Source organism: Pseudomonas sp. P1_A1, assembly GCF_056406935.1.
In genome coordinates this window covers 166,498-191,026 of the sequence record NZ_JBFTZE010000004.1, presented here as the reverse complement: position 1 = coordinate 191,026, position 24,529 = coordinate 166,498, and the positions used below count along the sequence as shown (strand labels likewise).

The window sequence follows — 24,529 nt, the reverse complement described above, 5'->3', positions numbered from 1 at the left end:
AGGCTGGTTTTTTTCACGACCAACAAAAAGCCCACCAAACGGTGGGCTTCGTGTTTACGGCGCTATCAGAACAACTTCATCTTCGGCGCTTCTTCTTTCAACGGCTCGTTCTTCGCCGTCTGTTCATTCCAGCCACCGCCCAACGCCTTGTACAGGTTGACCGCGCTGGTCAGCTGCGCCAGGCGGTCGGTGATCAGCGCCTGTTGGGCACTGAACAGCTGGCGCTGGGCGTCGAGGAAGGTCAGGTTGCTGTCGACCCCGATGCGATAACGACGCTCGGCCAGGCGGTAGTAGTCCTGGTTGGCGCTGACGAAATCACGCTGAGCCTGCAACTGCTCGGTGTAGGTCTGGCGTGCGGCCAGGCCATCGGCGACTTCCTGGAAGGCCGTTTGAATGGACTTCTCGTAGTTCGCCACGCTGATGTCTTTCTGGATCTTGGAGTAATCCAGGCTGGCGCGCAGGCTGCCGGCGTTGAAGATCGGCAGGTTGATTTGCGGCTGGAACAACCAGGTGCCCGAACCACCCTTGAACAGACCGGACAGGTCCGGGCTCAGGGAGCCGGCATTGGCGGTCAGGCTGATGCTCGGGAAGAACGCCGCCCGCGCCGCGCCGATGTTGGCGTTGGCGGCCTTGAGGTTGTATTCGGCCTGGAGGATGTCCGGGCGACGTTGCAGCAAGTCCGACGGCAGGCCGGCCGGCACGTCGCTCAGCAGGTCATCCGACAGTGGCTTGGCCACTTGCAGATTGGCCGGGATACCGGTGCCGAGCAGCAGCACCAAGCTGTTTTCATCCTGGGCGACCTGACGGGTGTACTTGGCCTGTTGCGCACGGGCGTTTTCCACCGTGGTACGCGACTGGGCCAGATCCAGCGCCGAGGCTACACCCACTTCGTTGCTGCGCGAGGTGAGCTTGTAACTCTCCTCGTAGGCCCCGAGGGTTTCCTGGGTGAGTTTCAGCAGCTCCTTGTCGGCCTGCCAGGTCAGGTAGGCATTGGCCACGCTGGCCACCAGACTGATCTGTGTGCTGCGCCGTGCTTCTTCAGTGGCGAAGTATTTCTGCAGGGCCTCTTCGCTCAGGCTGCGCACCCGACCGAACAGGTCGAGTTCATAGGCGCTGATGCCGACGGTGGCCGAGTAGGAACTGCTGATGTTTGCTTCGCCGGTTTGCGAGGCCCGTGCCGGAACCCGCTGGCGGCTGCCGCTGCCGGTGGCCGAAACCGCCGGGAACAGATCGGCGCGCTGGATGCGGTATTGAGCCGCATAAGCGTCGATGTTCAGCGCCGCGACACGCAGGTCACGGTTGTTCTCCAGCGCGGTCTGAATCACCTGTTGCAGCGCCGGGTCGTGGAAAAACTGCTTCCAGCCCTGTTCGGCGGCGGCCTGGTTGGGCGCCTGGGCCGACGAGTACGCCGGGCCTTGCGGGTATTGGCCCGCCACCGGAGCTTCAGGCCGCTGATAATCGGGTATCAGCGAGCAGCCACTCAGCACGAAAGCGGTGACTGCCAGGGAGAGTAGCGACTTGCTCATTAGCCAGCCTCTTGAGGAGTTTCAGTGGCGTCATCCTGGTCGGCGACTTTGCGCTGGCCCATGGACGACACGGTGACGAAGAACAACGGAACCCAGAAGATCGCCAGGATCGTGGCCGTGAGCATACCGCCAATCACCCCGGTACCGATCGCATGTTGGCTACCCGAACCTGCGCCCGTGGAAATGGCCAGCGGTACCACGCCGAGCACGAATGCGAGCGAGGTCATGATGATCGGTCGCAGACGCATCCGGCAGGCTTCGATCGCGGCATCGCGCAGGCTACGCCCTTGCTCATGCAGTTCCTTGGCGAACTCGACGATCAGAATGGCGTTTTTCGCCGCCAGACCGATAGTGGTCAACAGCCCCACCTGGAAATACACGTCGTTGGACAGGCCGCGCAGGCTGGTCGCCATCAGCGCACCGATGATCCCCAGCGGCACGACCAGCATGACCGCGATCGGGATCGACCAGCTTTCATACAACGCCGCCAGACACAGGAACACCATCAGCAGCGACAAGGCGTACAGCGCTGGCGCTTGCGAGCCGGACAGACGCTCTTCGTACGACAGACCGGTCCAGGAAATACCGACACCTGCCGGCAGTTTCTTGGCCAGGGCTTCGACTTCGGCCATGGCTTCACCGGTGGAATAGCCGGGCGCCGGGGCACCGAGGATTTCCATCGCTTCCACGCCGTTGTAACGGGCCAGTTTCGGCGAACCGTAGATCCATTCACCCCTGGCGAACGCCGAGAACGGAACCATGGTGCCGGCGCTGTTACGCACGTACCACTTCTTCAGGTCTTCAGGGCTCATGCGAGCGCCAGGCAGGCCTTGCACGTAAACCTTCTTCACACGACCGCGGTCGATGAAGTCGTTCACATAGCTACTGCCCAGGGCAATCGACAGGGTGTTGTTGATGTCGGTGAGGGTCACGCCCAGGGCGCTGGCTTTCTCATCGTCGATTTCCAGCTGGTACTGCGGCTCGTCGTTCAGGCCGTTCGGACGGACTTGCGACAGGACCTTGCTTTGCGCCGCCATGCCGAGGAACTGGTTACGGGCTTCCATCAGCTTGTTGTGACCGATACCGGCGCGGTCCTGAAGGAATACGTCGAAACCGGTGGCGTTACCCAGTTCCAGTACCGCTGGTGGCGCAAAGGCAAACACCATGGCATCGCGGAAGGTAAAGAAGTGCTGTTGGGCACGGGCTGCCAGGTTAAACACGCTGTTGTCGGCGTTACGTTCGTCCCACGGTTTGAGCATGATGAACGCCATGCCCGAACTCTGGCCACGGCCGGCGAAGTTGAAGCCGGTCACGGTAAACACCGAGGCCACCGCATCGCCTTCGCCGCCATCCTTGCTCGGCCGCAGCAGGAACTCGCGCATTTCATCCACGACCACTTGTGTGCGCTGGGAGCTGGAACCGGCCGGGGTTTGCACCTGGGCAAACAGTACACCCTGATCTTCTTCCGGCAGGAACGCCGTTGGAATGCGGGTGAACAGCCAGATCATGCCGACCACGATAATCAGGTACGCCAGCAGGTACGGAGCCTTGTACGCGAGCATGTTGCCGACGCCGCGCTCGTAGCTTTTGACGCCACGGTCGAAGTTGCGGTTGAACCAGCCGAAGAAGCCGCGTTTCGGCGTGCCGTGCTCGCCTTTCGGAATCGCCTTGAGCATGGTGGCGCAAAGCGCCGGGGTGAAGATCAATGCAACCATCACCGACAAGGCCATGGCCGAAACGATGGTGATCGAGAACTGCTTGTAGATCACACCGGTGGAACCACTGAAGAACGCCATCGGCAGCAGTACCGCCGACAACACCAGGGCAATACCGACCAGCGCACCCTGGATCTGCCCCATGGATTTCTTGGTGGCCTCCTTGGGTGAAAGGCCTTCTTCGCTCATGACCCGTTCGACGTTTTCCACCACGACGATGGCATCGTCCACCAACAAGCCGATGGCCAGCACCATGCCGAACATGGTCAGGGTGTTGATGCTGAAGCCGAATGCCGCGAGGATCCCGAACGTACCCAGCAATACCACTGGCACGGTCATCGTGGTGATGACGGTGGCGCGGAAGTTTTGCAGGAACAGGAACATCACCAGGAACACCAGCACGATCGCTTCGACCAGGGTTTCAACCACACCCTTGATCGACTCGGTCACCACCGGGGTGGTGTCGTACGGGAACACCACTTCCATCCCTTCCGGGAAGAACGGTTTCAGGTCATCGATGGTTTTGCGCAGGGCCTTGGCGGTGTCGAGGGCGTTGGCACCGTTGGCCAGTTTCACCGCCAGACCGGAAGCCGGGCTGCCGTTGAACTGGGCGCTGACGCTGTAGTTCTCGCCACCCAGGCCTACTTCGGCGACGTCTTTGAGACGAACCTGCGAGCCGTCCTTGTTGACCTTGAGCAGGATTTCCTTGAACTGCTCGGCGGTCTGCAGGCGGGTCTTGCCGATGATCGTAGCGTTCAGTTGTTGGCCGGGCAGGGCAGGCAGGCCGCCGAGTTGACCGGACGAGATCTGGACGTTCTGCGCCGCGATGGCGGTTTTCACATCCACCGGGGTCAGGTTGAAGTTGTTCAACTTGGCCGGGTCGAGCCAGATCCGCATCGCGTACTGGGCGCCGAAGACCTGGAAGTCACCGACGCCGGCGGTCCGCGAGATCGGGTCCTGCATGTTCGACACGATGTAGTTGGACAGGTCGTCCTTGGTCATGCTGCCGTCACGCGACACCACACCAATGACCATCAGGAAGTTTTTCACCGACTTGGTCACGCGGATACCCTGCTGCTGCACTTCTTGCGGCAGCAGTGGGGTGGCCAGGTTCAGTTTGTTCTGGACCTGAACCTGCGCGGTATCGGAGCTGGTGCCCTGCTCGAAGGTCGCGGTAATGGTCATGCTGCCGTCGGAGTTACTTTCCGACGAGACATAACGCAGGTTGTCGATACCGTTGAGCTGTTGCTCGATCACCTGCACCACAGTGTCCTGCACGGTTTGTGCAGACGCGCCCGGGTAGGTCACGGAGATCGCAATGGCCGGAGGCGCAATGCTCGGGTATTGGTTGATCGGCAGTTTGAGGATCGATAAAGCTCCGACCAGCATGATCACCAGGGCAATTACCCAGGCGAAAATCGGACGGTCGATAAAAAATTTCGACATGGTTTACTCCCCTTTGCCGCCGACAGCGACTTTGGCTGCCTGTGCGGGGACCGGGCTCTTGGCGTTGACGTTGGTGGCTTCAGTGGCCTTGACTTCAACACCAGGTCTGACAAATTGCAGCCCTTCGGTGATCAGGCGATCGCCTGCCTTCAAGCCGTCTTCAATCAACCATTGGTTGCCGACAGTACGGCTGGCCTTGAGCTGACGCAGTTCGACCTTGTTGTCGGGACCCACGACCAGTGCGGTCGGGGTGCCTTTGAGGTCGCGGGTCACGCCTTGTTGCGGCGCCAGAATCGCCGCGCTGTTCACGCCGGATTGCAACTGAGCGTGAACGAACATGCCTGGCAGCAGGGTGTGATCAGGGTTCGGGAACACCGCGCGCAGGGTCACGGAACCAGTGGTCTGGTCTACCGAGACTTCAGAGAACTCGAGCTTGCCGTCCACGGCGTACTGGCTGCCGTCTTCCAGGGTCAGCTTGACCGCGGCGGCGTTGTCGCCCGCCTTTTGCAGACGACCGCTTTCCAGTTCACGGCGCAGCTCAAGCAGCTCCACCGAGGACTGGGTCACGTCGACGTAGATCGGGTCCAGTTGCTGGATGACGGCCATGGCGTCGCTCTGGCCGCTACTGACCAGCGCGCCTTCAGTCACCGACGAACGGCCGATGCGACCGGAGATCGGTGCGTAGACCTTGGTGTAGCGCACGTTGATCTGGGCGGTCTGCAGGGAGGCTTCCGATTGCAGGCGGTTGGCCAGTGCCGTGTCGTATTCCTGGCGGCTGACGGCCTGTTCGTCGACCAGTTGCTTGTAGCGATCGGAGATCGACTTGGTCGAACGCAGGTTGGCTTCGGCGCTTTTCAGGGTCGCGTCATAGACCGACGGGTCGATCTGATACAGCTGCTGACCGGCCTTGACGTCGCCGCCTTCCTTGAAGAGTCGTTTGAGAATGATGCCGTTGACCTGCGGGCGAACTTCGGCAATGCGGAACGCACTGGTGCGCCCCGGAAGTTCGGACGTCAGGGTGAAGGCTTGTGGTTGCAGGGTTACGACGCCGACCTGAGGGGTGGGTGCGGCAGGTGCCGCCTCTTCCTTTTTACATCCGCTGAGCAGCGATGCCAGGGCGACGGCAGTAACCAGAGCGGTAACAGCTGGCTTGAATTGCATGAAGATCCTCGGGTCAGGCGCGCAAGTCGCGCACAAGAAAGGTGGAAGGTTAAAAAATTTTACCGGGTGGATAAGTAGCTTGCTAATGAATATACTTACGTTCATGGTTGTTTGTAAAGGCCTTGGCGGCGTATCCACTTGGTTACAAAAGCCGTTCAAAGGTTTGAATTGTAGGCCTGAGGCGAAGCCCGAGAGCGCTCGTCCCACTTTTATTCAGCGGATATTCAGACATCGCTGAGGCACCCTGATTGAGGTTGTACTGCCATGGTTCGCCGTACCAAAGAGGAAGCTCAAGAAACCCGAAGCCAGATACTCGAAGCGGCAGAGAAGGCCTTTTTCGAGCGGGGCGTGGCGCGCACCACGCTGGCGGATATCGCAACCCTGGCCGGGGTGACCCGCGGGGCTATTTACTGGCATTTCAGTAACAAGGCGGATCTGCTGCAGGCGATGCTCGATACCCTGCATGAACCACTGGACGAAATGGCCAAGGCCAGTGAAAGCGAAGATGAACTCGATCCGCTGGGCTGCATGCGCAAGCTGCTGATTCATTTGTTTCAGCAAGTTGCAATGGACCCGAAAACCCGACGCATCAACGAGATTCTGTTTCATAAGTGCGAATTCACCGATGAAATGTGCGACCTGCGCCAGCAGCGCCGAACGGTCAATCTCGATTGCAATGTGCGAATCGCGCTGGCCCTGAGTAATGCAGTGAATCGGGGGCAGTTGCCGGAAAACCTCGACGCTGCCCGCGCGGCCATCAGTCTGCATGCCTACATCGATGGCATCCTGTATCAGTGGCTGTTGGCGCCCGAGAGTTTTCAACTGCACGCCGAAGCCGAGCGTTGGGTCGATACAGGGTTGGATATGCTGCGCTTGAGTCCTAGCCTGCGCAAATGAAACAAAATGCGTAATCGGGTTCTTTTGTGTCGAGACATGAAGCGGGGGAATATCCCTGCTTCGCTCAACGTTGTGTAATGGGGTGCTTTTATATACGTACGTTCATCAGGTTGATAGATAGCGAGCTACGTATTTTGTAGGGATTTTGTGTCGAGTATGTGAATGAGTGTGAGCGCCCTGGGTACAAGGGCGCCGAATAGCCGACCAAAGGCATCGCATTTGCCTCAGTGGCCTTTGAGCTTCCATATGCAAAAGCCCCGGCTCTTTCGAGTCGGGGCTTTTGCATTTCAACGGTTGATACTTACAACGCCGGGTAGTCGATATAACCGACCGGGCCCTTGCCGTAGAACAGTTCCGGACGTGCCTCGTTCAACGGCGCATCGGCTTTCAAGCGCGCCGGCAGATCAGGGTTGGCGATAAACGGTACGCCGAACGCCACCGCGTCAGCCTTGCCGCTGGCCAGCCACTCGTTGGCGCTGTCCTTGGTGAAACGCTCGTTGGCGATGTATGGGCCGCCGAAGGCTTCTTTCAATTGTGGGCCAAGGCTGTCGGCGCCTTCTTTTTCGCGCGAGCAGATGAACGCGATGCCGCGTTTGCCCAGTTCGCGAGCGACGTAGGTGAAGGTCTCGGACAGGTTGTCGTCGCCCATGTCATGGGAATCGGCGCGCGGTGACAGGTGCACGCCGACGCGGCCAGCACCCCAGACTTCGATCGCAGCGTCAGTCACTTCCAGCAACAGGCGCGCACGGTTTTCCAGGGAGCCGCCATAGTTGTCAGTGCGCTGGTTGGTGCTGCTTTGCAGGAACTGGTCGAGCAGGTAACCGTTGGCGCCGTGGATTTCCACGCCGTCGAAACCGGCGGCCTTGGCATTCTCGGCCCCCACGCGGTAAGCGTCGACGATGTCGGCGATTTCAGCGGTTTCCAGAGCGCGCGGGGTCGGGTATTCGGCCAATGGACGAACCAGGCTGACATGGCCTTTAGGCTGGATGGCACTCGGTGCGACCGGTGCTTCGCCGTTCAGGTACGAAGGGTGGGAAACCCGACCCACGTGCCACAGTTGCAGGAAGATTTTGCCACCCGCGCCGTGGATCGCTTTGGTCACGTTGCTCCAGCCGCGCACCTGGTCGTTGGACCAGATGCCAGGAGTGTCCGGGTAACCGACGCCCATCGGCGTGACCGACGTGGCTTCGCTGAGGATCAGGCCGGCAGAGGCGCGCTGCACGTAATACTCGGCCATCAGCGCGTTCGGCACACGGCCTTCGTCGGCGCGGCAGCGGGTCAGCGGTGCCATGATGATGCGGTTGGCCAACTCGAGGTCGCCCAGTTTGATCGGATCGAAAATAGTCGTCATGAAATACAACCCTCGTGAGTGATTAGTTAATCAGTTAGTAGCGGGGGCCAGCTCGGCATCGCCGCTCTGACGGAAAGTAATCAGGGTCACCAGCAGGGCGAGCACCGCCAGTGCGGCTGCCGCGAGCGGCACGCGGGTCAGGCCGAAGCCATGGGCGATGACGCTGCCGCCGACCCAGGCACCGAGTGCGTTGCCGACGTTGAAGGCGCCGATGTTCAGGGTCGACACCAGGTTCGGTGCAGCCTTGCCGAAGGTCACCACGTTGACTTGCAGTGCCGGCACGGCGGCGAAGCACGCAGTGGCCCAGAGGAACAGGGTGATTTCGGTCGGGATCAGGGCCACGCTGGTCCAGGTCAGCACGGTGGAGACCACCGCCATGGTGATGAACACGCCGATCAGCGTCGCTGCCATGCCTTTGTCAGCCAGCTTGCCGCCGATGATGTTGCCGACTGTCAGGCCCAGGCCGATGAGCACCAGGGTCCAGGTCACGCCGCGTGGCGAGACACCGGTGACCTCGCCCAACAGCGGCGCGACATAGGTGAACAAGGTGAAGACCGACGCGGCGAACAAGGCGGTCATGCTCAACGACAGCCAGATACCGGCCCCCTTGAGGGCGCGCAGTTCGGCGCGCATGTCGAGTTTCTCTTCATCGCGCTTGGCTGGCAGAAAGCGGATCAGGCCGATCAGCGCAATCACACCAATCACGGTCACCGCCCAGAAGGTCGAACGCCAGCCGGCTTCCTGACCGAGCGCAGTGCCCAGCGGCACGCCGAGGACGTTGGCCAGGGTCAGGCCGGTGAACATCAGGGCCACGGCCGACGCGCGTTTGTTGGCCGGCACCAGACCTGCCGCCACCACCGAACCGATGCCGAAGAAAGCGCCGTGGCACAGGGCCGTGACCACTCGGGCAAACATCAGGACGTTGTAGTCACTGGCCAGGGCGCAGAGCAGATTGCCGACGATGAAAATCCCCATCAACGCTATCAGCGCGGCCTTGCGCGGCAGCCTGGCGGTGGCCAGTGCCATGAACGGCGCACCGATGGCCACGCCCAGGGCGTAACCGGTCACCAGCCAGCCGGCGCCGGGGATCGACACGCCGAGGTCCGCCGCCACATCGGGCAGCAAGCCCATGATGACGAACTCGGTGGTGCCGATGGCGAAGGCGCTCAAGGCCAGAATGAGTAGCGAGAGGGGCATGGTTGATTCCTTATCGGCGTACTGACGTAAAGGGTCAGAGCTCTTTGCTGAAGGTGCGGAGGAATTCCTGGATGGTTTCCTCGTTGCGTTTGAAAAAATGCCACTGGCCGACTTTGCGGCTGCTGATCAGGCCGGCGCGTTGCAGGGTCGCCAGGTGTGCGGACACCGTGGACTGCGACAAACCGCAACGTTGATCGATCTGCCCGGCGCAGACGCCGTGCTCGTTGCTGTGGGTCTGATCGGGGAATTCGACGGTCGGGTCTTTGAGCCAGTGCAGGATTTCTCGCCGTACCGGGTGTGCCAGGGCTTTTATTATTTCGTCGAGGTCGAGGTTCATGATTTGGGGCTCGTGATGAGTAAAACGCTATATCGCGATGGGGCGAACTTTAAATCGGTATTTCGCGATATACCAATATGGTTTTGATCTGATAACTGCATAAATCGGTATATCGAGTTATAACGATATGGATGGCGCAGTGCTAAGCTGCGCCCATGAACTATCTCGCACATCTGCACCTTGGTGGTCAGCGCCCCGGTCAAATGCTCGGCAGTCTGTATGGCGATTTCGTCAAAGGGCAGCTGCAAGGGCAGTTCGATCCGGAGATCGAGGCGGCCATCCAGCTGCACCGCAGCATCGATGTCTTCACCGACCGTCATCCGTTGGTGGATGTCTCGTTGTCACGGTTTTCCATCACGCGCCGGCGTTACGCGGGGATCGTGCTCGACGTGTTTTTCGACCACTGCCTGGCGCGGGACTGGGCGCTGTACGCGGACCAGCCGCTTACGCAATTCACCTCGGATGTTTACCGGGTGCTGCTGGCCGAGCCGCAGTTGCCGGAGCGCCTGGCGAAGATTGCGCCGCACATGGTGGCCAATGACTGGTTGGGGGCTTATCAGGAATTCGAAGTGCTTGAGCAGGTACTGCGGGGGATTTCGCGCAGGTTGACCCGGCCCGAGGAACTGGCTGCGGCGATGCAGGAGTTGCGGCGGTTGTATGAACCGTTGAGCGAGGATTTTCGGTTGTTCTATCCGCAGCTTCAGGATTTTGTGGCGCGTCGAGTGTAGAAAAGATCGCAGCCTTCGGCAGCTCCTACAGAGGTACGCCATTCCAATGTAGGAGCTGCCGAAGGCTGCGATCTTTTTCTATCAGGCAGCGATCAGCTCGCCGGCACGCCGTGGCTCGGCAGGTTTCGCGACTTCACCAAACAACGCCTTCTGCACCGCCTGCTGCGCCTCGAACGCCAGCGCCGCGCGTTCCCGGTCCTGGCACTCGATCGGCTTGAGCAGATGAATCTCCACCTCACCCCGATCATTGGCGAACAAGCGCATCAGGTGCGACAGCAAATCATCATCGCCAATGAACGGTGCCAGGGTATCCAGCTCGCCGTTGCGCAGATAACGAATCGCCACCGGTTGCAGCGCCACTTCGGAGTCGATCGCCGCTGACAGCAAACGACCATGAAACGTGCGCAGCGAACGCCCATCGGTGGTGGTGCCTTCCGGGAACATCAGCAGCGGGTGTTCCTGTTCCAGATGGCGAGTCATCTGTTTGCGGATCAACTGGCTGTCGCCTGAACCGCGGCGAATGAACAGGCTGCCAGCCTTGGCCGCCAACCAGCCCGCCACCGGCCAGGTGCGCACTTCAGCCTTGGACAGGAACGACAGCGGCGTGAGCATGCCCAGCAGCGGAATGTCGGTCCAGGACACATGGTTGCTGACCCAGAGCATCGGCGCCTTCGGCAATTGACCATGGACGGTGACGTGAAAGGGCAGGGCGTTGCTCAGCCGCGCCATGAAAAAGCGCGACCAGCGCTGGCGACGGACCATTGAATGGGCAATCCCCAGTCGTTCGAACACACCGAACACACTGGCCATGCTCAAGCCCAGCGCCACCACCATCAGCACTCGCGCAATTCGCGCGTACACCCGCAAGCGGCTCATTACACAGCCGCCTTGAAGTGCTTGGCGTAACGCGGGCAGAGCTCGTCGCGCTTGAGCAGGATGAACACGTCGGCCACCTGGAAGTCTTCATCCCAGCACGGCTCGCCGCAGATTTTTGCGCCCAGGCGCATGTAGGCCTTGAGCAGCGGCGGCATTTCGGCGATGACGTTCGATGGAATAGCCAGCGTCGGCAACGGCTTCTTCGGTTCGGCCCGCAGGTGCTCGGTGCACAGGTAACGTTCGCGCAGGCGTTGCATGATCGCGTGGGCCTGGATGCCGCCGTCCTGCATTGGAATGCTCGCGCACCCCATCAAATAGCTGTAGCCGCCCTGGTTCAGCACTTCGGCCAGTTCACCCCAGAGCACGGCGATGGTGCCGCCGTTGCGGTAGGCCGGGTCGACGCAGGTGCGACCGATTTCCAGGATCGGGCCTTTCAGATGGACCAGGCCATGCAGGCTGAATTCTTCTTCGCTGTAGAACTTGCCCAGGCTGCTGGCGGCCGTATGGTCGAGCAAACGAGTGGTCGCTACCAGGCGCCCGGTGTTCAAGTCACGCACGCCGATGTGGGCGCAGTGAACATCATAGTCATCCATGTCCAGACCCAATTCCGCGCCTTTCAGCCTGGCGTTGAATTCGCCGCTGAACACGTTGAAGCGCAAGGCCTGGGCTTCCTGCAGCGCCTCGGCGCCCACCAGGCGTTCGGCTTGCAGGCGGCGTTCATTGCCGGTGTCGCTGATGCGGGCGATCTGAGTCATTGCGAATCTCCGTACGGGCTGGCCACCCGTCTTGGGTTGCAGCCGATCGACTTTCTTTATGCAGCCGTGTTGTGCAAAGTCAGGCTATGTAGCCCCGGTGTCATCGCCATGAAGCTTTGGTGATGTTTATATGACAGCCCACAAGGAGCCTCTTATGCCCTGGCAAACCCTGTTGAACCGCAGCGATCGCCTGCCCGCCGACCCCGACCTTGGCGAAGGCTTTGCGACCTTGTTGCACCGCTTGGGCACGGTCACGCCGTTCGAACTGGCGGTGGCCGGCGGACGGCTGATGGCGACACCGGGGTTGGCGTTTCTGGTGGGGTATCAAGCGGCGCTGCGGATGCTCTGGCCGAGCGCGCCGCTGAGCCTCGGTGCGTTGTGCGCGACCGAGCAGCGCAGCTTGCGGGTGGCAGACATGCAGACCCGGCTGCGGGATCTGCGTCTGAGCGGACGCAAGGATTTCGTCACCGCCGGCGATGCCGCCGACTGGCTGCTGGTCGCCGCTCGCAGCGAAGAGCCAGGCAGCGACCCGCGCCTGAGTCTGGAGAAACTCGCGCCGTTGCCGTTGATGCCCGAGATCAGCCACGGTCGGTTGTTTCTCGACAACGCACTGTGCGAATTGCTGGCGGGGGACGGCTGGGACGCTTACGTCAAACCGTTCCGTACCCTGGAAGACATTTATGTGCTGAGCGCGATGACTGCGTGGCTGTTCGGCATTGGTCAGGACAACGACTGGCCGCACACCTTGCAACTGCGTTTACTGGCGCTGCTGGCCGGGTGCGCGGAAGTCAGCCGCCAGGCGCCGAACAATCCGGCCGGGCATGTGTTGCTGGGCGGATTGTTTGCACAGTTCGATGGGCTCAAGGCTGAAGTGAATCAGGCCATGACCGATGGCCCGCCGCAATGGGCGGCGATGTGGCAGCGCGATCAGGCCGTGATGGATCTGGCGGCAGGGGCGCGGGGCAAGCGGTTGGCCAAGGCGTTGGCGGGATCTTCGTTAGTGTGACGGGCCTCCCAAAACTGTCATCAAGCTCGACTAGGCTCAGCAGGTTCATCCTCCGAGCGCCCTCCATGTTCAAAGGCTTGTCGCTGATTTCCATCCTGCTGTTCAGCTTCACGGCCCAGGCCGAAAACTGGCCGGACGAGCAGTGGCCAACCGGCCCGACAGTCGCCGGCCCGGCCCTTCAAGCCCTGGAGAACTACGCTTTCCCACCCCGCAACGACAACACCCGCGAGGGCATCCGCACCGATGCCTTGCTGGTGATTCATAACGGCCAACTCGTCTACGAGCGTTACGCCGCCCCGACCCGCGCCGACACCCCGCACCTGACCTGGTCGATCAGCAAAAGCCTGATGGCCACGGTGCTCGGCGTGGCCTATGGCGAAGGTCTGTTCAAATTGCAGGACCCGGTGGCGCAGTTCTATCCAGCGCTGGAAAAACACCCCGCCATGACCATGGCCGACTTGCTGCATTGGGCCTCGGGCCTGGATTGGCAAGAAGACTATGAGTACGCACCGTTGAAGTCCTCGGTGGTGGCGATGCTCTACACCCGAGGTCATCGCGACATGGCTGCGTTTACTGCCGACCACGACGCGTATGCCAGGCCCGGTCAGGCCTTCCGCTACTCCAGCGGCGACAGCAATCTGCTTTCCGCCGCGTTGAAGGCCATTGTTGGCCCGGCCCGATATCCGGATTATCCGTGGACCGCGTTGTTCGAACCCTTGGGCATTCGCGGCGCGGTTTGGGAAGCGGATGCCACGGGGACATTTGTCGCTTCGTCCTATGCCTACCTCACCGCCCGGGACCTGGCACGGGTCGGTCTGTTGATGGCGCGCGACGGTCGCTGGCGCGAGCGGCAGCTGCTGCCCAAGGAGTGGGTCGACTTCAGCCGTGAGCCTTTCGACCACTACCGAGCCAACCAGGATGAAGCGGTGCCCGGCGGGCATTGGTGGCTCAATCGCGCGGTGGCCGGTGCAGCACAACCCTGGCCCGATGCGCCCGTCGACACCTTCGCCGCGCTGGGCCATTGGGGCCAGGCGATGTACGTGATTCCCAGCGAAAAGCTGGTGATCGTGCGCTACGGCGATGATCGCGATGGAAGTTACCGGCACAACGAACTGCTCAAACTCGCGCTCAAGGCGTTTGCCATGAAGGTGCAACCATGAGTCGTCGCAGTTTTGTTCGCCGTCGGCCGTTCAGCACATTGTTGCTGGTGCTGCTGATCGCTTTGCTCGGCTGGGGCTGGCAGGAACGCGTGGCGCTGTGGGCTTTTCCCGACATCATCAGCGCTTACACCGCCAAGGAATACTGCTCGTGCCGGTATGTGATGAACAATCCGGCGGCGTATTGCCAGGGTTATGTGAAGCAGTATTTACCCACCAGCAGTTTCGTCGATGATGCCGCGAGCAAGCGGGTGACGGTCGGCGGATTGGGGCGCAGCAACAGCGCACAGTGGATCGGCGAGCGCCAGGGCTGCCGCCTGCAACCCTGAACTTTCCTGTGCAGCAGGTTTGCAACTGACTCGCGGACAGTTAAGGTTCGCTCAGGTTTATCTGCCCATGAGTCTCTATGTTCAACCGCTTTGTCTGCAAAACCCTCGCTTCCCTGCTGCTGGCCGGTGTCACCGTGTCGGCCCAGGCCAATTGGTATCTGGACGGCGAGTCCTCGCGACTGTCGTTCATCAGCACCAAAAACGCCAACATCTCCGAAGTGCAGCGCTTTCTGGTGCTGCATGGCAAGGTCGACCCCAAGGGGCTGGCCGAGGTGGAAGTCGAGCTGGAGTCGGTTAATAGCGGCATTCCGCTGCGTGACGAACGCATGCGCAAGGAACTGTTCCAGATCCAGACGTTTCCCGAAGCGCTGATCACCACGCAGATCGATTTGCGGCCAATCAACGACCTGGCGCCCGGTGCGCAACTGGAATTGCGCTTGCCGGTGACCGTCAACCTGCATGGCAAGCAACACCAATACAACGCCGAACTGCTGGCGACCCGTCTCGATGACCGGCGCTTTCAAGTGGTGACCCTCGAGCCTTTGGTGATCAGCGCCGAAGATTTCGACCTGGCCCCAGGCCTGGAAAGCTTGCGCAAGCTCGCCGGTTTGTCGGCCATCAGTCTGTCGGTACCGGTGGGTGCGGTGCTGATTTTCACGGCGCGCTGACATGCGTGGTGCAATTTTTCCGTGGCGCGAAGGCAATCGCTTCGAACTGCTGATCGACGGCCCGCAGTTTTTCCCGCGCATGCTGGTGGCGATTGCCCGCGCCGAAGAACAAGTCGAACTGGAGCTGTACCTGGTGGAGGCGGGGGCCTGCGCCGAGGCGATGGTTCAGGCGCTGGTTCAGGCGGCCGAGCGCGGCGTGCGGGTGCGCTGCCTGTTCGATGACTATGGCAGCCTGGCCTTCACCCTGACCTTGCGTCAGCGCCTGATGGCCGCCGGTGTCGAGTTGCGCTTCTACAATCGCCTGAGCTGGCGACGCTGGGTGGGCAACTTCTATCGCGATCACCGCAAGTTGCTGCTGGTGGATCAATCCCTGGCGGTCGTCGGTGGCACCGGGGTCACCGATGAGTTCTGGTCACCGGGCGAAGACACCTGCGAATGGCACGAAGTGATGGTGGAAATCACCGGTCCCCTGGTCATCGACTGGCAATTGTTGTTCGACCGCCAATGGATCGCCAACCGCTATCGGCGCGCCTGGAAACCCGTTTCGCACTTCGGTTTACCGCGCCTGCCGCGAGTGCCGGTGATGGGCGAAGGCATGGGCCGGGTCGCTTATGCCGACGCCCGCCAACATCGGGACATTCTGCAATCGCTGATTCGCGCGCTGAACAGCGGCAAGCAGCGAATCTGGCTGGCCACGCCCTATTTCCTGCCAACCTGGAAAGTCCGCCGCTCGCTGCGCCGGGCGGCGAATCGTGGCGTCGATGTGCGTCTGCTGCTAACCGGGCCGCGTACCGATCACCCGTCGGTGCGCTACGCCGGGCATCGCTACTACCCGCGACTGCTCAGGGCCGGGGTGAAGATCTTCGAATACCAGCCGTGTTTCCTGCACCTGAAAATGGTGTTGATCGACGATTGGGTGAGCATCGGCTCATGTAATTTCGATCACTGGAATCTGCGTTTCAATCTGGAGGCCAACCTCGAAGCCCTGGACCCAGGGCTGACCCGAGCGGTGGCGGCGAGTTTCGAGAATGACTTTGCCTTGAGCCAGGAAGTCAGTCTCGAGGCGTGGAAGCGCCGACCGTTGTGGCGGCGGGTCAAGCAAAGGGTTTGGGGATGGGTGGATCGGCTGGTGGTGAATCTGCTGGATCGGCGGGGGTAGGTTCTTCAGGATCAAAAGATCGCAGCCTTCGGCAGCTCCTACACAGGTTTTGTGTACACCCTGTAGGAGCTGCCGAAGGCTGCGATCTTTTGCTTTCAGGCGGGGTTACAGCAACTCAAAGCTCTGCTGCGTCACGTCCTGTGAGTCCAGGCCGATCTCCACGTTGAACTTGCCCGGCTCCGCGGCGTACTTGAGCTGGGCGTTGTAGAACTTCAGGTCATCCTCGGTGATGGTGAAGTGCACGACTTTCTGTTCGCCGGCCTTGAGCAGCACTTTCTGGAAGTTCTTCAGTTCCTTGACCGGGCGGATCATCGAGCCGGTCACGTCCTGGATGTACAACTGCACCACGGTTTCGCCGTCACGCTTGCCGGTGTTCTTCACCACGACGCTGGCGTCGAGCTTGCCGGTCTTGTTCAGCGTGGTCGACGACAGCGCCATGTCGGTCAGGCTGAACTGGGTGTAGCTCAGGCCGAAGCCGAACGGGAACAGTGGCCCGGTGGTGTCTTCAAAATACTGCGAGGTGTAGTTGCCCGGTTTGCCGGGAGTGAACGGCCGGCCAATGCTCAGGTGGTTGTAGTAGGTCGGAATCTGACCCACCGAACGCGGAACGGTGATCGGCAGCTTGCCCGACGGGTTGTAGTCGCCGAACAGCACGTCAGCGATAGCGTTACCGCCTTCGGTGCCGCTGAACCAGGTTTCCAGAATCGCGTCAGCCTGCTCTTTCTCTTCGAGAATCGACAGCGGACGACCGTTCATCAACACCAGCACCAGCGGTTTGCCGGTGGCTTTCAACGCCCTGATCAGCTCGCGCTGGTTGCCCGGGATGTTCAGGTCGGTGCGGCTCGACGATTCGTGGGACATGCCACGGGATTCGCCCACTGCAGCCACTACCACATCAGCATCCCTGGCGGCTTTTACCGCTTCGTCGATCAACACGTTGGCCGGGCGCGGATCGTCCACCACTTCTGGCGCATCGAAGTTGAGGAAGTTGAGGTAATCGAGGATTTTCTTGTCGCTGGTGATGTTCGCGCCACGGGCGTAGATCAGCGTCGACTGCGCGCCGAGGGCATTTGTCATGCCGTCGAACAGGGTCACCGATTGCGCCGGACGGCCAGCGGCGGCCCAACTGCCCATCATGTCGATCGGCGCCTTGGCCAGTGGGCCGACCAGGGCGATTTTCGCGGTTTTCTTCAGGGGCAGGGTATCGCCCTGGTTCTTCAGCAACACCAGGCTGCGGCGCGCGACATCACGGGCCTCGGCGCGGTGCAGGCGGCTTTCGGCGTAGGTGTCGGCCGGGTCATCCTCGGCCTTGCCGATGCGCAGGTACGGGTCCTTGAACAGGCCCATGTCGTACTTGGCGGCGAGCACTTCGCGCACGGCGTTGTCGATGTCTTTCTGTTCGATTTCACCAGCCTTGAGCAGCCCCGGCAGCTCTTTGCCGTAGAGCGTGTCGTTCATGCTCATGTCGATGCCGGCCTTGATCGCCAGCTTCGCCGCTTCACGACCGTCGCGGGCGACGCCGTGTTTGATCAGCTCGAAAATCGCCCCGTGGTCGCTGACTGCCAGGCCCTTGAAGCCCCATTCCTTGCGCAGCAGGTCGTTCATCAGCCAGGTGTTGGCGGTGGCCGGTACGCCGTTGATCGAGTTCAGCGCAACCATCACCCCGCCGGCACCGGCGTCGATGGCGGCGCGGTACGGCGGCAGGTAATCCTGGTACATCTTGACCGGGCTCATGTCGACGACGTTGTAGTCGCGACCGCCCTCGACCGCGCCGTACAAGGCAAAATGCTTGACGCTGGCCATGATGCTGTCGGCTGCGTTCGCACCGCTGCCCTGCAAGGCCTTGACCATCACGCCGGCGATTCGCGAAACCAGGTAGGTGTCTTCGCCGAAGCCTTCGGAGGTGCGGCCCCAGCGTGGGTCGCGGGAGATGTCGACCATCGGCGCGAAAGTGATGTCGAGGCTGTCAGCCGCGGCTTCCTGGGCGGCGATGCGCCCGGACCGGCCAATGGCGTCCATGTCCCAGCTCGAGGCCAGGGCCAGGGGAATCGGGAAAATGGTGCGGTGGCCGTGGATCACGTCATAGGCGAAGAACATCGGGATCTTCAACCGGCTGCGCATGGCCGCGTCCTGCATCGGACGGTTTTCGGCGCGGGTGATCGAGTTGAATGTGCCACCGATATTACCGGCCGCGATTTCCTTGCGGATCAGCTCCCGAGGCATTTCCGGGCCGATGCTGATCAGGCGTAACTGACCGATTTTTTCGTCGAGGGTCATTTGTTTCATCAGGTGGCTGATGAAGACGTCCTTGTTCTCTATCGGTGCGGGCGTCGTGGCGGCCAATACGGTATGACTGGCCAGGCTGACGAACAGGCCCAGCAAACACAGCTTCTTCATGAATGTTCTTCTCAAAAGGCCCAAGCGGCAGTGAATACGCGCCGGTCAGCCAAAATTTTGGGAGCGACTATTGTTGTTTGGGTGTTGCTCAGAAAAATGCAGCACACTTCTTACTGTTTTTTTGCTGGGCATCTTTTAGCCCATTGGCTCGATGCAATCCAGTAGCGGCGCAGATTATGCCCCAAGAGCCGGGGTCAAAGTTCGCCGGTTGTTTTATCAACGCAATGTGCAAGGGAGCATCAACCAGATGAATGTACGACACCCCTATCGGTCGAGCCTGCAGGTTGCAGCCTTGATGTTGCTGACCACTCTGCTGGCCGGTTGCGGCATCAACACTATCCCGACCCTCGACGAACAGGCCAAGGCTGCCTGGGGCCAGGTGCAGAACCAGTACCAGCGCCGCGCCGACCTGATCCCCAACCTGGTGGAAACCGTCAAGGGCTACGCCAAACACGAGGAAGAAACCCTGACCGCAGTGGTTGAAGCCCGGGCCAAGGCGACGTCGATTCAGGTGGATGCCAGCACGCTGGACAATCCGGAAAAACTCAAACAGTTCCAGCAGGCGCAGGATCAGCTGACCGGCGCGTTGAGTCGGTTGATGGTGGTGTCCGAGCGTTATCCGGACCTCAAGGCCAACCAGAACTTCCTGGCGCTGCAATCGCAACTTGAAGGCACCGAGAACCGCATCGCCGTGGCGCGTCGCGACTTCATCCTCGCGGTGCAGAAGTACAATACCGAGCTTCGCACCTTCCCCGGTCGCTTGTGGCACACCGTGATGTACAGCGACTTGCCGATCCGCGAAACTTTCGAGGCCACCAGCCCCGGTGCCGAAAAAGCGCCTGAAGTGAAGTTCCAGTAGGCGCTGGACCGGGTTTGAAGTGCCACCAAGGATGAGGTTGCCAATGCGCGTGATGAAAGTGGGCCTGGTGCTGTTGCTCTGGGTGTTTGCCCTGACGGCCCAGGCCGGGTTGAAGTTCCCGGAATTGACCGGACGGGTGGTGGACAACGCCCAAATGATCGAGCCAGCGGTGCGCGAGCAGCTTGTTCAGCAGCTTAATGCCCACGAAAAGACCACCGGCGAGCAGTTGGTGGTGGTCACGTTGCCGGACTTGCAGGGCACCGACATTGCGGATTTTGGTTACCAGTTGGGACGCTATTGGGGCATCGGCCAGAAGGACAAGAACAACGGCGCGTTGCTGATTGTCGCGCGTGCCGAGCGAAAATTGCGGATCGAAGTCGGTTATGGCCTGGAAGATCGCCTGACCGATGCGCAGAGTTCGGTGATCATCAATCAGGTGATCACACCGGCGTTCAAGGCCGGCAATTTCAGCAAGGGCATCAGCGATGGCGTTTCGGCGATGCTGGTGGTGCTGGGGGGCAATCCGCTGAACGAGCCGTCGACGGTGTATGAGTCGCAGGGCAATCAGGAGAGCGATTTCGTTGCGCGGCATCCGGGGATATTCGTGTTCCTGGTGCTGCTGTTTATCCTGACGATCTTCGTCGGCCAGATGTTCGGTATTGTGCCAAGTGGAGGGGGGAGAGGCCGGGGCGGCTCGGGAGGCGGTTTCGGTGGCGGAGGTTTTGGTGGCGGTGGCGGTGGCGGTGGCTTCAGTGGCGGCGGGGGCAGTTTCGGCGGCGGTGGTTCGTCGGGCGGCTGGTGATCACACTGCAGGAAACACAACAACAATAGCGAGCAGGCATTCATAAACATGGCATTACTGACTGAACACGAACAACGCAAAGTCGCCGAGGCGATTGCCCGGGTCGAGCGCGACACCGACGCCGAACTGGTGACAGTGCTCGCGGCCCGCGCCGACGACTATGCGTATATCCCGCTGCTCTGGGCCAGCCTGCTGGCGCTGGTGGTGCCGGGTATCGTGCATTACCTGACCGGTTGGCTGACCATGCACAGCCTGTTGCTGGTGCAATGGGTCAGCTTCATCGTGTTGTGCCTGGTATTCCGCATTCCGAAAGTCACCACGCGCCTGATCCCGCGCTCGGTCCGTCACTGGCGTGCGTCGAACCTGGCGCGTCGGCAGTTCCTGGAGCAGAACCTGCACCACACCGTGGGCGGCACCGGCATGCTGATTTTTGTCTCCGAGGCCGAGCGCTATGTGGAAATTCTGGTGGATGAAGGGATTTCCAAGCGGCTGGACAACAAGAATTGGGACGCGATTGTCGCGGTGTTTACGCAGCAGGTGAAGCAGGGGCAGACGTTGCAGGGGTTTGTGACGTGCATCGAGGCGTGCGGCGAGTTGCTCAAGGTGCACGTGCCGGTGACCCAAGTGCGCAATGAATTGCCGAATCGGTTGGTGGTGTTGAGCTAAAAAGATTGCAGCCTTCGGCAGCTCCTGCAGGGAACCGCGATCGGCGTAGGAGCTGCCGAAGGCTGCGATCTTTTGATTCTGCACCGTTCGGGAAATTACCCGTGCCCTTGCACCCCCATCCCCCCTAAAATACCCGCCATTCCCCGATTCGCACCGCCCGAGGCCGTTTTTTCCATGTCTGTCACCGCCACCCCCGCCAGCCTCGCGCCGGATCACCACGCCCAGTTCATCGACCTGCTGCAAACCAGCCTCGATCAGAATGCCTTCATCAAACTGGTGCTGGCCAAGTACGTCGGTGGCGAAGCGGACTTGCAGCGGTTGATCATCAAGCAGCTGACGGTCAAGGATCAGCCGTGCCTGTCCTTCGTCTACCGCTACAAGACCCGCGACATCACCAAGAACCTGCCGATTGCCGAAGGTGTGGCGACCATTGCCGAGCTGTTACCGGCATCGTTCAAAAATGCGCATTTACTGTCATTGACCGATGAAGCCCAGCTTGAATACAGCAAAAAGGGCAAATCTTCGCTGTTCAAGAGCAAGCCTCAGCAATTGCGCGAAGTGCCGTCCGCCGAACACAACCGCGAGAAGAACCGCTTCCTCGACCTGAGCCGGCCGTTCCTCAAAGACCTCGGTGTGACCAACGCCCAGCATGAGCTGATCCCGGCGATGTCGCGCAAGTGGAAGCAGATCAACAAGTTCATCGAAGTCTTCAGCCATGCGCTGACCTCCTCGCCGCTGGCGCTGGACAAACCGGTGCGGGTGGCGGATTTCGGCTCGGGCAAGGGTTACCTGACGTTCGCGATCCATGACTACCTGCGCAACACCCTGAAAGCCGAGGGCGAGGTGACCGGCGTCGAGCTGCGCGAAGACATGGTCAAGCTGTGCAACAGCGCGGCGGCGAAGCTGGAACATCCGGGGCTGGTGTTCAAGTGCGGTGACGTGCGCAGCGTGGCGCCGAGCGAGCTGGACGTGATGATCGCGTTGCATGCCTGCGACATCGCCACCGACTATGCGATTCACACCGGCATTCGTTCCGGCGCTGCGATCATCATGTGCTCGCCGTGCTGCCACAAGCAGATCCGCCTGCAGATCCAGAGCCCGGCGCTGCTCAAGCCGATGCTGCAATACGGCCTGCACCTGGGCCAGCAGGCGGAAATGGTCACCGACAGTTTGCGTGCGTTGTTCCTGGAAGCCTGCGGCTACGAGACCAAGGTGTTCGAGTTCATCTCACTGGACCACACCAACAAGAACAAGATGATTCTGGCGGTCAAACGCGCCGAGCCGGTGGACCCGGCTCAGCTGTTGGTGAAGATTCAGGAGCTGAAGGATTTCTACCACATCAGCGAACATTGCCTGGAAACCCTGCTGCGGGATGACGGGTTCCTGGTCGCTAAGGCTTGAGCTGAACCCCCGCCGGTAACGTGCCCGGTTGCGCCGGGCGCACTGCTGTCTTGCGCCCGAGCATCACCGTCACGATCACCCCGGCCGCAAACAGCCAGGTAATCGGCTCGACGTGCTCACCGAAGAACAACGCTGAAAACGCGATGGTGAAAAAGATCTGCAGCAACTGGATCTGACTGACCCGGGCAATGCCGCCCATGGCCAGCCCGGCGTACCAGGCAAAGAAGCCGATGAACTGCGAAAACAGCGAGACATAACCGAAGGCCCACCAGGTCCTGGCCGAAATCTCGCCCTGATGTTGCAGCGCCAGGTACAACACCGGCCCGATCAGCAATGGCGTCGACAGCACCAGCGCCCAGCAGATCACCTGCCAGCCGCCCATCTCCCTGGCCAACCGGCCGCCTTCGGCATAACCCAACCCGCCCACGGCAATCGCCCCGAGCATCAGCAAGTCCCCGGCTTGAATACTGCCGGCTCCGCTGATCAGCGCGTAACCGAGCACCAGCGCACTGCCCAGCGCGGCGCAGGCCCAGAAGGCTTTCGACGGACGCTCATGGGACAGCCACGCGGCATACAGCGCCACGCACAGCGGTTGCAAGCCGTTGACCAGTGCGCCGTGGGAGGCGGGCAGCGTCTGCATGGCCCAGGCCGACAGCACCGGGAAGCCGAGGATGACCCCGGCGATCACCAGTGTCAGGCCTTTGACCTGTTTCCAGGTGGGCCATTTTTCCCGGCGCCACAGCAATAACAGAGCTGCCGGAATCGCCGCGAACAGCGCCCGGCCGAGGCCGTTGAGCAGCGGATGGAGTTCCTGCACGACGATCCGTGTGAAGGGCAGGGTCAGGCTGAAGATAACGACGCCGAGCAGGCCGAGGGCCATGCCGGTGTTTTCGCGCGAGGACATGATGGCAACCAGAATCGAGGGTGGCGGGAAGAGCCTTCATCTAGCCATAAACCGGGGGCGTTGCTCTGTTACAGCTAGGCGCAGAGTTATCCGTACAGTTGGGGGGAATGCCCTCGCCACAAAAACCATTGCGTCCGTAGTAACTGGTTATTACCCGACCCGCCGGATAAGGACTACCTTGAATACTCCTGCAGGCCCACGCATTTTCCAGAGGAGTCCTCCCCATGGCTGCTAAAAAAATCCTGATGCTGGTTGGCGATTACGTCGAAGACTACGAAGTGATGGTGCCCTTCCAGGCGCTGCTGATGGTCGGTCACACGGTGCATGCCGTTTGCCCGGACAAAACCGCCGGCCAGACCGTGCGCACGGCGATCCATGACTTCGAAGGCGACCAGACCTACAGCGAAAAACCCGGTCATCTGTTTGCCCTGAACTTCGATTTCACCAAGGTCGATGCGGCGGACTACGACGCGCTGCTGATCCCGGGCGGTCGTGCGCCGGAGTACCTGCGCCTGAACGAAAAAGTCCTGGCGCTGGTGCAAGCGTTCGACAAGGCTGGCAAACCGATCGCCGCCGTGTGTCACGGCGCGCAATTGCTGGCCGCCGCCGGGATTCTTGAAGGTCGCGAGTGCAGCGCCTACCCGGCCTGTGCCCCGGAAGTGCGCCTGGCTGGCGGCACGTACATCGATATCCCGGTGACGGAAGGCCACGTTCAAGGCAATCTGGCCACAGCCCCGGCCTGGCCGGCGCACCCGAGCTGGCTGGCCGGTTTCCTCGGGTTGCTGGGCACCAAAATCACGCTGTAACGAGGGACCTGTCCATGTGCGAGCTCTACGTCAAGGCCGATCCGATTCTCTACGAATCGCGCTCCCGCTCGCTGCGCATCTGCGGGGTGGTGACCACCCTGCGGCTGGAGAATCAGTTCTGGGACATTCTCAGTGAAATCGCCGAGGTCGACGGCATGACCACCAATCAGTTGATCGCCAAATTGTATGAAGAGGTGATGGACTACCGCGGCGAGGTGGTGAATTTCGCCTCGTTCTTGCGGGTCAGTTGCATGCGTTATTTGAGCCAGCGCCGGGTGCAGGCACCTGAGTTGTCGGTGGTGCGGACGGGGGTGAAGTAGGGCTGTTTTGTTTGGACCTTACCGGCGACAGAAAGCCGGGCTTGGTCTTTACTCTGAAGCGCGAAC

The 24,529-nt window shown here is 61.0% G+C and carries 23 protein-coding genes; 13 read left to right on the top strand and 10 right to left on the bottom strand.

Annotation, left to right across the window (positions count from 1 at the left end; translation table 11 throughout):
* Nucleotides 1-65: 65 nt before the first annotated feature.
* From emhC to emhA, 3 genes are read right to left on the bottom strand one after another with little or no spacing between them, the layout of a single operon-like run.
* Nucleotides 66-1,526: an efflux RND transporter outer membrane subunit EmhC gene (gene emhC / locus AC1D2Q_RS07785; protein ID WP_477812826.1), complete on the bottom strand. Its 1,461-nt coding sequence runs from the start codon at nucleotides 1,524-1,526 to the stop codon at nucleotides 66-68.
* Nucleotides 1,526-4,687 (bottom strand): efflux RND transporter permease subunit EmhB, encoded by a 3,162-nt coding sequence (gene emhB, locus AC1D2Q_RS07780; RefSeq protein WP_477812825.1) that lies wholly within the window; start codon nucleotides 4,685-4,687, stop codon nucleotides 1,526-1,528. Before emhB ends, emhC begins: the two co-directional genes overlap by 1 nt.
* 3 nt (nucleotides 4,688-4,690) lie before the next feature.
* Complete coding sequence (gene emhA / locus AC1D2Q_RS07775; RefSeq protein ID WP_019580903.1) at nucleotides 4,691-5,848, bottom strand: efflux RND transporter periplasmic adaptor subunit EmhA; 1,158 nt, start codon at nucleotides 5,846-5,848, stop codon at nucleotides 4,691-4,693.
* A 264-nt stretch (nucleotides 5,849-6,112) separates the two neighbouring features.
* On the opposite strand from emhA, the gene emhR reads away from it, so the two are divergent.
* Nucleotides 6,113-6,745, top strand: a complete 633-nt coding sequence (gene emhR / locus AC1D2Q_RS07770) for an efflux system transcriptional repressor EmhR (protein WP_477812824.1) — start codon at nucleotides 6,113-6,115, stop codon at nucleotides 6,743-6,745.
* A gap of 301 nt (nucleotides 6,746-7,046) precedes the next feature.
* Here emhR and AC1D2Q_RS07765 read toward each other — a convergent pair whose 3' ends face one another.
* Genes AC1D2Q_RS07765 through AC1D2Q_RS07755 form a run of 3 tightly spaced genes read right to left on the bottom strand, consistent with a single transcriptional unit; the run spans nucleotide 7,047 to nucleotide 9,630 of the window.
* Entirely contained in the window at nucleotides 7,047-8,096 is a 1,050-nt protein-coding gene (locus AC1D2Q_RS07765) for an alkene reductase (RefSeq protein WP_477812823.1), read from the bottom strand.
* 30 nt (nucleotides 8,097-8,126) lie between these two features.
* Nucleotides 8,127-9,293: an MFS transporter gene (locus AC1D2Q_RS07760; RefSeq protein WP_477812822.1), complete on the bottom strand. Its 1,167-nt coding sequence runs from the start codon at nucleotides 9,291-9,293 to the stop codon at nucleotides 8,127-8,129.
* A 34-nt stretch (nucleotides 9,294-9,327) separates the two neighbouring features.
* Nucleotides 9,328-9,630, bottom strand: coding sequence for an ArsR/SmtB family transcription factor (locus tag AC1D2Q_RS07755; protein WP_105348352.1), 303 nt, complete (start codon nucleotides 9,628-9,630; stop codon nucleotides 9,328-9,330).
* A 155-nt stretch (nucleotides 9,631-9,785) separates the two neighbouring features.
* Between AC1D2Q_RS07755 and AC1D2Q_RS07750 the strand changes: the two genes are divergently transcribed.
* Nucleotides 9,786-10,358: an acyl carrier protein phosphodiesterase gene (locus AC1D2Q_RS07750; RefSeq protein ID WP_477812821.1), complete on the top strand. Its 573-nt coding sequence runs from the start codon at nucleotides 9,786-9,788 to the stop codon at nucleotides 10,356-10,358.
* 81 nt (nucleotides 10,359-10,439) lie between these two features.
* On the opposite strand, the gene AC1D2Q_RS07745 is transcribed toward AC1D2Q_RS07750, so the two are convergent.
* Nucleotides 10,440-11,234, bottom strand: coding sequence for a lysophospholipid acyltransferase family protein (locus tag AC1D2Q_RS07745; protein ID WP_477812820.1), 795 nt, complete (start codon nucleotides 11,232-11,234; stop codon nucleotides 10,440-10,442).
* A complete protein-coding gene (olsB, locus tag AC1D2Q_RS07740; protein ID WP_305411414.1) occupies nucleotides 11,234-11,989 on the bottom strand; it encodes an L-ornithine N(alpha)-acyltransferase in 756 nt (251 codons plus the stop codon). The genes AC1D2Q_RS07745 and olsB overlap by 1 nt, the downstream gene beginning before the upstream one ends.
* A gap of 154 nt (nucleotides 11,990-12,143) precedes the next feature.
* On the opposite strand from olsB, the gene AC1D2Q_RS07735 reads away from it, so the two are divergent.
* The 5 genes from AC1D2Q_RS07735 to AC1D2Q_RS07715 all read left to right on the top strand — a co-directional run bounded on the left by AC1D2Q_RS07735 (nucleotide 12,144) and on the right by AC1D2Q_RS07715 (nucleotide 16,308).
* A complete protein-coding gene (locus AC1D2Q_RS07735; RefSeq protein ID WP_477812819.1) occupies nucleotides 12,144-12,995 on the top strand; it encodes an acyl-CoA dehydrogenase in 852 nt (283 codons plus the stop codon).
* Between the two features lie 65 nt (nucleotides 12,996-13,060).
* Nucleotides 13,061-14,155 (top strand): serine hydrolase domain-containing protein, encoded by a 1,095-nt coding sequence (locus AC1D2Q_RS07730; protein ID WP_477812818.1) that lies wholly within the window; start codon nucleotides 13,061-13,063, stop codon nucleotides 14,153-14,155.
* Complete coding sequence (locus tag AC1D2Q_RS07725) at nucleotides 14,152-14,481, top strand: amidase (RefSeq protein WP_477812817.1); 330 nt, start codon at nucleotides 14,152-14,154, stop codon at nucleotides 14,479-14,481. Before AC1D2Q_RS07730 ends, AC1D2Q_RS07725 begins: the two co-directional genes overlap by 4 nt.
* A 77-nt stretch (nucleotides 14,482-14,558) precedes the next feature.
* Nucleotides 14,559-15,149, top strand: a complete 591-nt coding sequence (locus AC1D2Q_RS07720; protein ID WP_477812816.1) for a YceI family protein — start codon at nucleotides 14,559-14,561, stop codon at nucleotides 15,147-15,149.
* Nucleotide 15,150: 1 nt separating this feature from the next.
* A complete protein-coding gene (locus AC1D2Q_RS07715; protein WP_477812815.1) occupies nucleotides 15,151-16,308 on the top strand; it encodes a phospholipase D-like domain-containing protein in 1,158 nt (385 codons plus the stop codon).
* Nucleotides 16,309-16,413: 105 nt separating this feature from the next.
* Here the strand turns inward: AC1D2Q_RS07715 and bglX are convergent, their stop codons facing one another.
* On the bottom strand, nucleotides 16,414-18,705 hold the full coding sequence (gene bglX / locus AC1D2Q_RS07710) for a beta-glucosidase BglX (protein ID WP_477812814.1): 2,292 nt from the start codon (nucleotides 18,703-18,705) through the stop codon (nucleotides 16,414-16,416).
* A 247-nt stretch (nucleotides 18,706-18,952) separates the two neighbouring features.
* On the opposite strand from bglX, the gene AC1D2Q_RS07705 reads away from it, so the two are divergent.
* The 4 genes from AC1D2Q_RS07705 to AC1D2Q_RS07690 all read left to right on the top strand — a co-directional run bounded on the left by AC1D2Q_RS07705 (nucleotide 18,953) and on the right by AC1D2Q_RS07690 (nucleotide 22,433).
* Nucleotides 18,953-19,564, top strand: coding sequence for a LemA family protein (locus AC1D2Q_RS07705; RefSeq protein ID WP_477812813.1), 612 nt, complete (start codon nucleotides 18,953-18,955; stop codon nucleotides 19,562-19,564).
* 43 nt (nucleotides 19,565-19,607) lie between these two features.
* Nucleotides 19,608-20,366 (top strand): TPM domain-containing protein, encoded by a 759-nt coding sequence (locus tag AC1D2Q_RS07700; protein WP_477812812.1) that lies wholly within the window; start codon nucleotides 19,608-19,610, stop codon nucleotides 20,364-20,366.
* 48 nt (nucleotides 20,367-20,414) lie between these two features.
* Complete coding sequence (locus tag AC1D2Q_RS07695) at nucleotides 20,415-21,032, top strand: TPM domain-containing protein (protein ID WP_477812811.1); 618 nt, start codon at nucleotides 20,415-20,417, stop codon at nucleotides 21,030-21,032.
* 174 nt (nucleotides 21,033-21,206) lie between these two features.
* A complete protein-coding gene (locus AC1D2Q_RS07690) occupies nucleotides 21,207-22,433 on the top strand; it encodes a class I SAM-dependent methyltransferase (protein WP_477812810.1) in 1,227 nt (408 codons plus the stop codon).
* Here the strand turns inward: AC1D2Q_RS07690 and AC1D2Q_RS07685 are convergent.
* Nucleotides 22,423-23,337 (bottom strand): DMT family transporter, encoded by a 915-nt coding sequence (locus AC1D2Q_RS07685; RefSeq protein ID WP_086944807.1) that lies wholly within the window; start codon nucleotides 23,335-23,337, stop codon nucleotides 22,423-22,425. The genes AC1D2Q_RS07690 and AC1D2Q_RS07685 overlap by 11 nt on opposite strands.
* A gap of 224 nt (nucleotides 23,338-23,561) precedes the next feature.
* Here AC1D2Q_RS07685 and AC1D2Q_RS07680 point away from each other — a divergent pair, with 224 nt between their 5' ends.
* Together AC1D2Q_RS07680 and AC1D2Q_RS07675 are read left to right on the top strand one after the other, a co-directional pair.
* The gene (locus tag AC1D2Q_RS07680) at nucleotides 23,562-24,143 is read left to right on the top strand and encodes a DJ-1/PfpI family protein (RefSeq protein WP_018926842.1); all 582 of its coding nucleotides are present in this window, start codon (nucleotides 23,562-23,564) and stop codon (nucleotides 24,141-24,143) included.
* A 14-nt stretch (nucleotides 24,144-24,157) separates the two neighbouring features.
* Complete coding sequence (locus AC1D2Q_RS07675) at nucleotides 24,158-24,463, top strand: ribbon-helix-helix domain-containing protein (RefSeq protein ID WP_018926841.1); 306 nt, start codon at nucleotides 24,158-24,160, stop codon at nucleotides 24,461-24,463.
* Nucleotides 24,464-24,529 lie beyond the last annotated feature (66 nt).

Excerpts from the sequence above, each read along its gene's own strand:
- emhC (WP_477812826.1), bottom strand. The coding sequence starts at position 1,526 with ATGAGCAAGTCGCTACTCTCCCTGGCAGTCACCGCTTTCGTGCTGAGT.
- emhB (WP_477812825.1), bottom strand. The coding sequence starts at position 4,687 with ATGTCGAAATTTTTTATCGACCGTCCGATTTTCGCCTGGGTAATTGCC.
- emhA (WP_019580903.1), bottom strand. The coding sequence starts at position 5,848 with ATGCAATTCAAGCCAGCTGTTACCGCTCTGGTTACTGCCGTCGCCCTG.
- emhR (WP_477812824.1), top strand. The coding sequence starts at position 6,113 with ATGGTTCGCCGTACCAAAGAGGAAGCTCAAGAAACCCGAAGCCAGATA.
- AC1D2Q_RS07765 (WP_477812823.1), bottom strand. The coding sequence starts at position 8,096 with ATGACGACTATTTTCGATCCGATCAAACTGGGCGACCTCGAGTTGGCC.
- AC1D2Q_RS07760 (WP_477812822.1), bottom strand. The coding sequence starts at position 9,293 with ATGCCCCTCTCGCTACTCATTCTGGCCTTGAGCGCCTTCGCCATCGGC.
- AC1D2Q_RS07755 (WP_105348352.1), bottom strand. The coding sequence starts at position 9,630 with ATGAACCTCGACCTCGACGAAATAATAAAAGCCCTGGCACACCCGGTA.
- AC1D2Q_RS07750 (WP_477812821.1), top strand. The coding sequence starts at position 9,786 with ATGAACTATCTCGCACATCTGCACCTTGGTGGTCAGCGCCCCGGTCAA.
- AC1D2Q_RS07745 (WP_477812820.1), bottom strand. The coding sequence starts at position 11,234 with ATGAGCCGCTTGCGGGTGTACGCGCGAATTGCGCGAGTGCTGATGGTG.
- olsB (WP_305411414.1), bottom strand. The coding sequence starts at position 11,989 with ATGACTCAGATCGCCCGCATCAGCGACACCGGCAATGAACGCCGCCTG.
- AC1D2Q_RS07735 (WP_477812819.1), top strand. The coding sequence starts at position 12,144 with ATGCCCTGGCAAACCCTGTTGAACCGCAGCGATCGCCTGCCCGCCGAC.
- AC1D2Q_RS07730 (WP_477812818.1), top strand. The coding sequence starts at position 13,061 with ATGTTCAAAGGCTTGTCGCTGATTTCCATCCTGCTGTTCAGCTTCACG.
- AC1D2Q_RS07725 (WP_477812817.1), top strand. The coding sequence starts at position 14,152 with ATGAGTCGTCGCAGTTTTGTTCGCCGTCGGCCGTTCAGCACATTGTTG.
- AC1D2Q_RS07720 (WP_477812816.1), top strand. The coding sequence starts at position 14,559 with ATGTTCAACCGCTTTGTCTGCAAAACCCTCGCTTCCCTGCTGCTGGCC.
- AC1D2Q_RS07715 (WP_477812815.1), top strand. The coding sequence starts at position 15,151 with ATGCGTGGTGCAATTTTTCCGTGGCGCGAAGGCAATCGCTTCGAACTG.
- bglX (WP_477812814.1), bottom strand. The coding sequence starts at position 18,705 with ATGAAGAAGCTGTGTTTGCTGGGCCTGTTCGTCAGCCTGGCCAGTCAT.
- AC1D2Q_RS07705 (WP_477812813.1), top strand. The coding sequence starts at position 18,953 with ATGAATGTACGACACCCCTATCGGTCGAGCCTGCAGGTTGCAGCCTTG.
- AC1D2Q_RS07700 (WP_477812812.1), top strand. The coding sequence starts at position 19,608 with ATGCGCGTGATGAAAGTGGGCCTGGTGCTGTTGCTCTGGGTGTTTGCC.
- AC1D2Q_RS07695 (WP_477812811.1), top strand. The coding sequence starts at position 20,415 with ATGGCATTACTGACTGAACACGAACAACGCAAAGTCGCCGAGGCGATT.
- AC1D2Q_RS07690 (WP_477812810.1), top strand. The coding sequence starts at position 21,207 with ATGTCTGTCACCGCCACCCCCGCCAGCCTCGCGCCGGATCACCACGCC.
- AC1D2Q_RS07685 (WP_086944807.1), bottom strand. The coding sequence starts at position 23,337 with ATGTCCTCGCGCGAAAACACCGGCATGGCCCTCGGCCTGCTCGGCGTC.
- AC1D2Q_RS07680 (WP_018926842.1), top strand. The coding sequence starts at position 23,562 with ATGGCTGCTAAAAAAATCCTGATGCTGGTTGGCGATTACGTCGAAGAC.
- AC1D2Q_RS07675 (WP_018926841.1), top strand. The coding sequence starts at position 24,158 with ATGTGCGAGCTCTACGTCAAGGCCGATCCGATTCTCTACGAATCGCGC.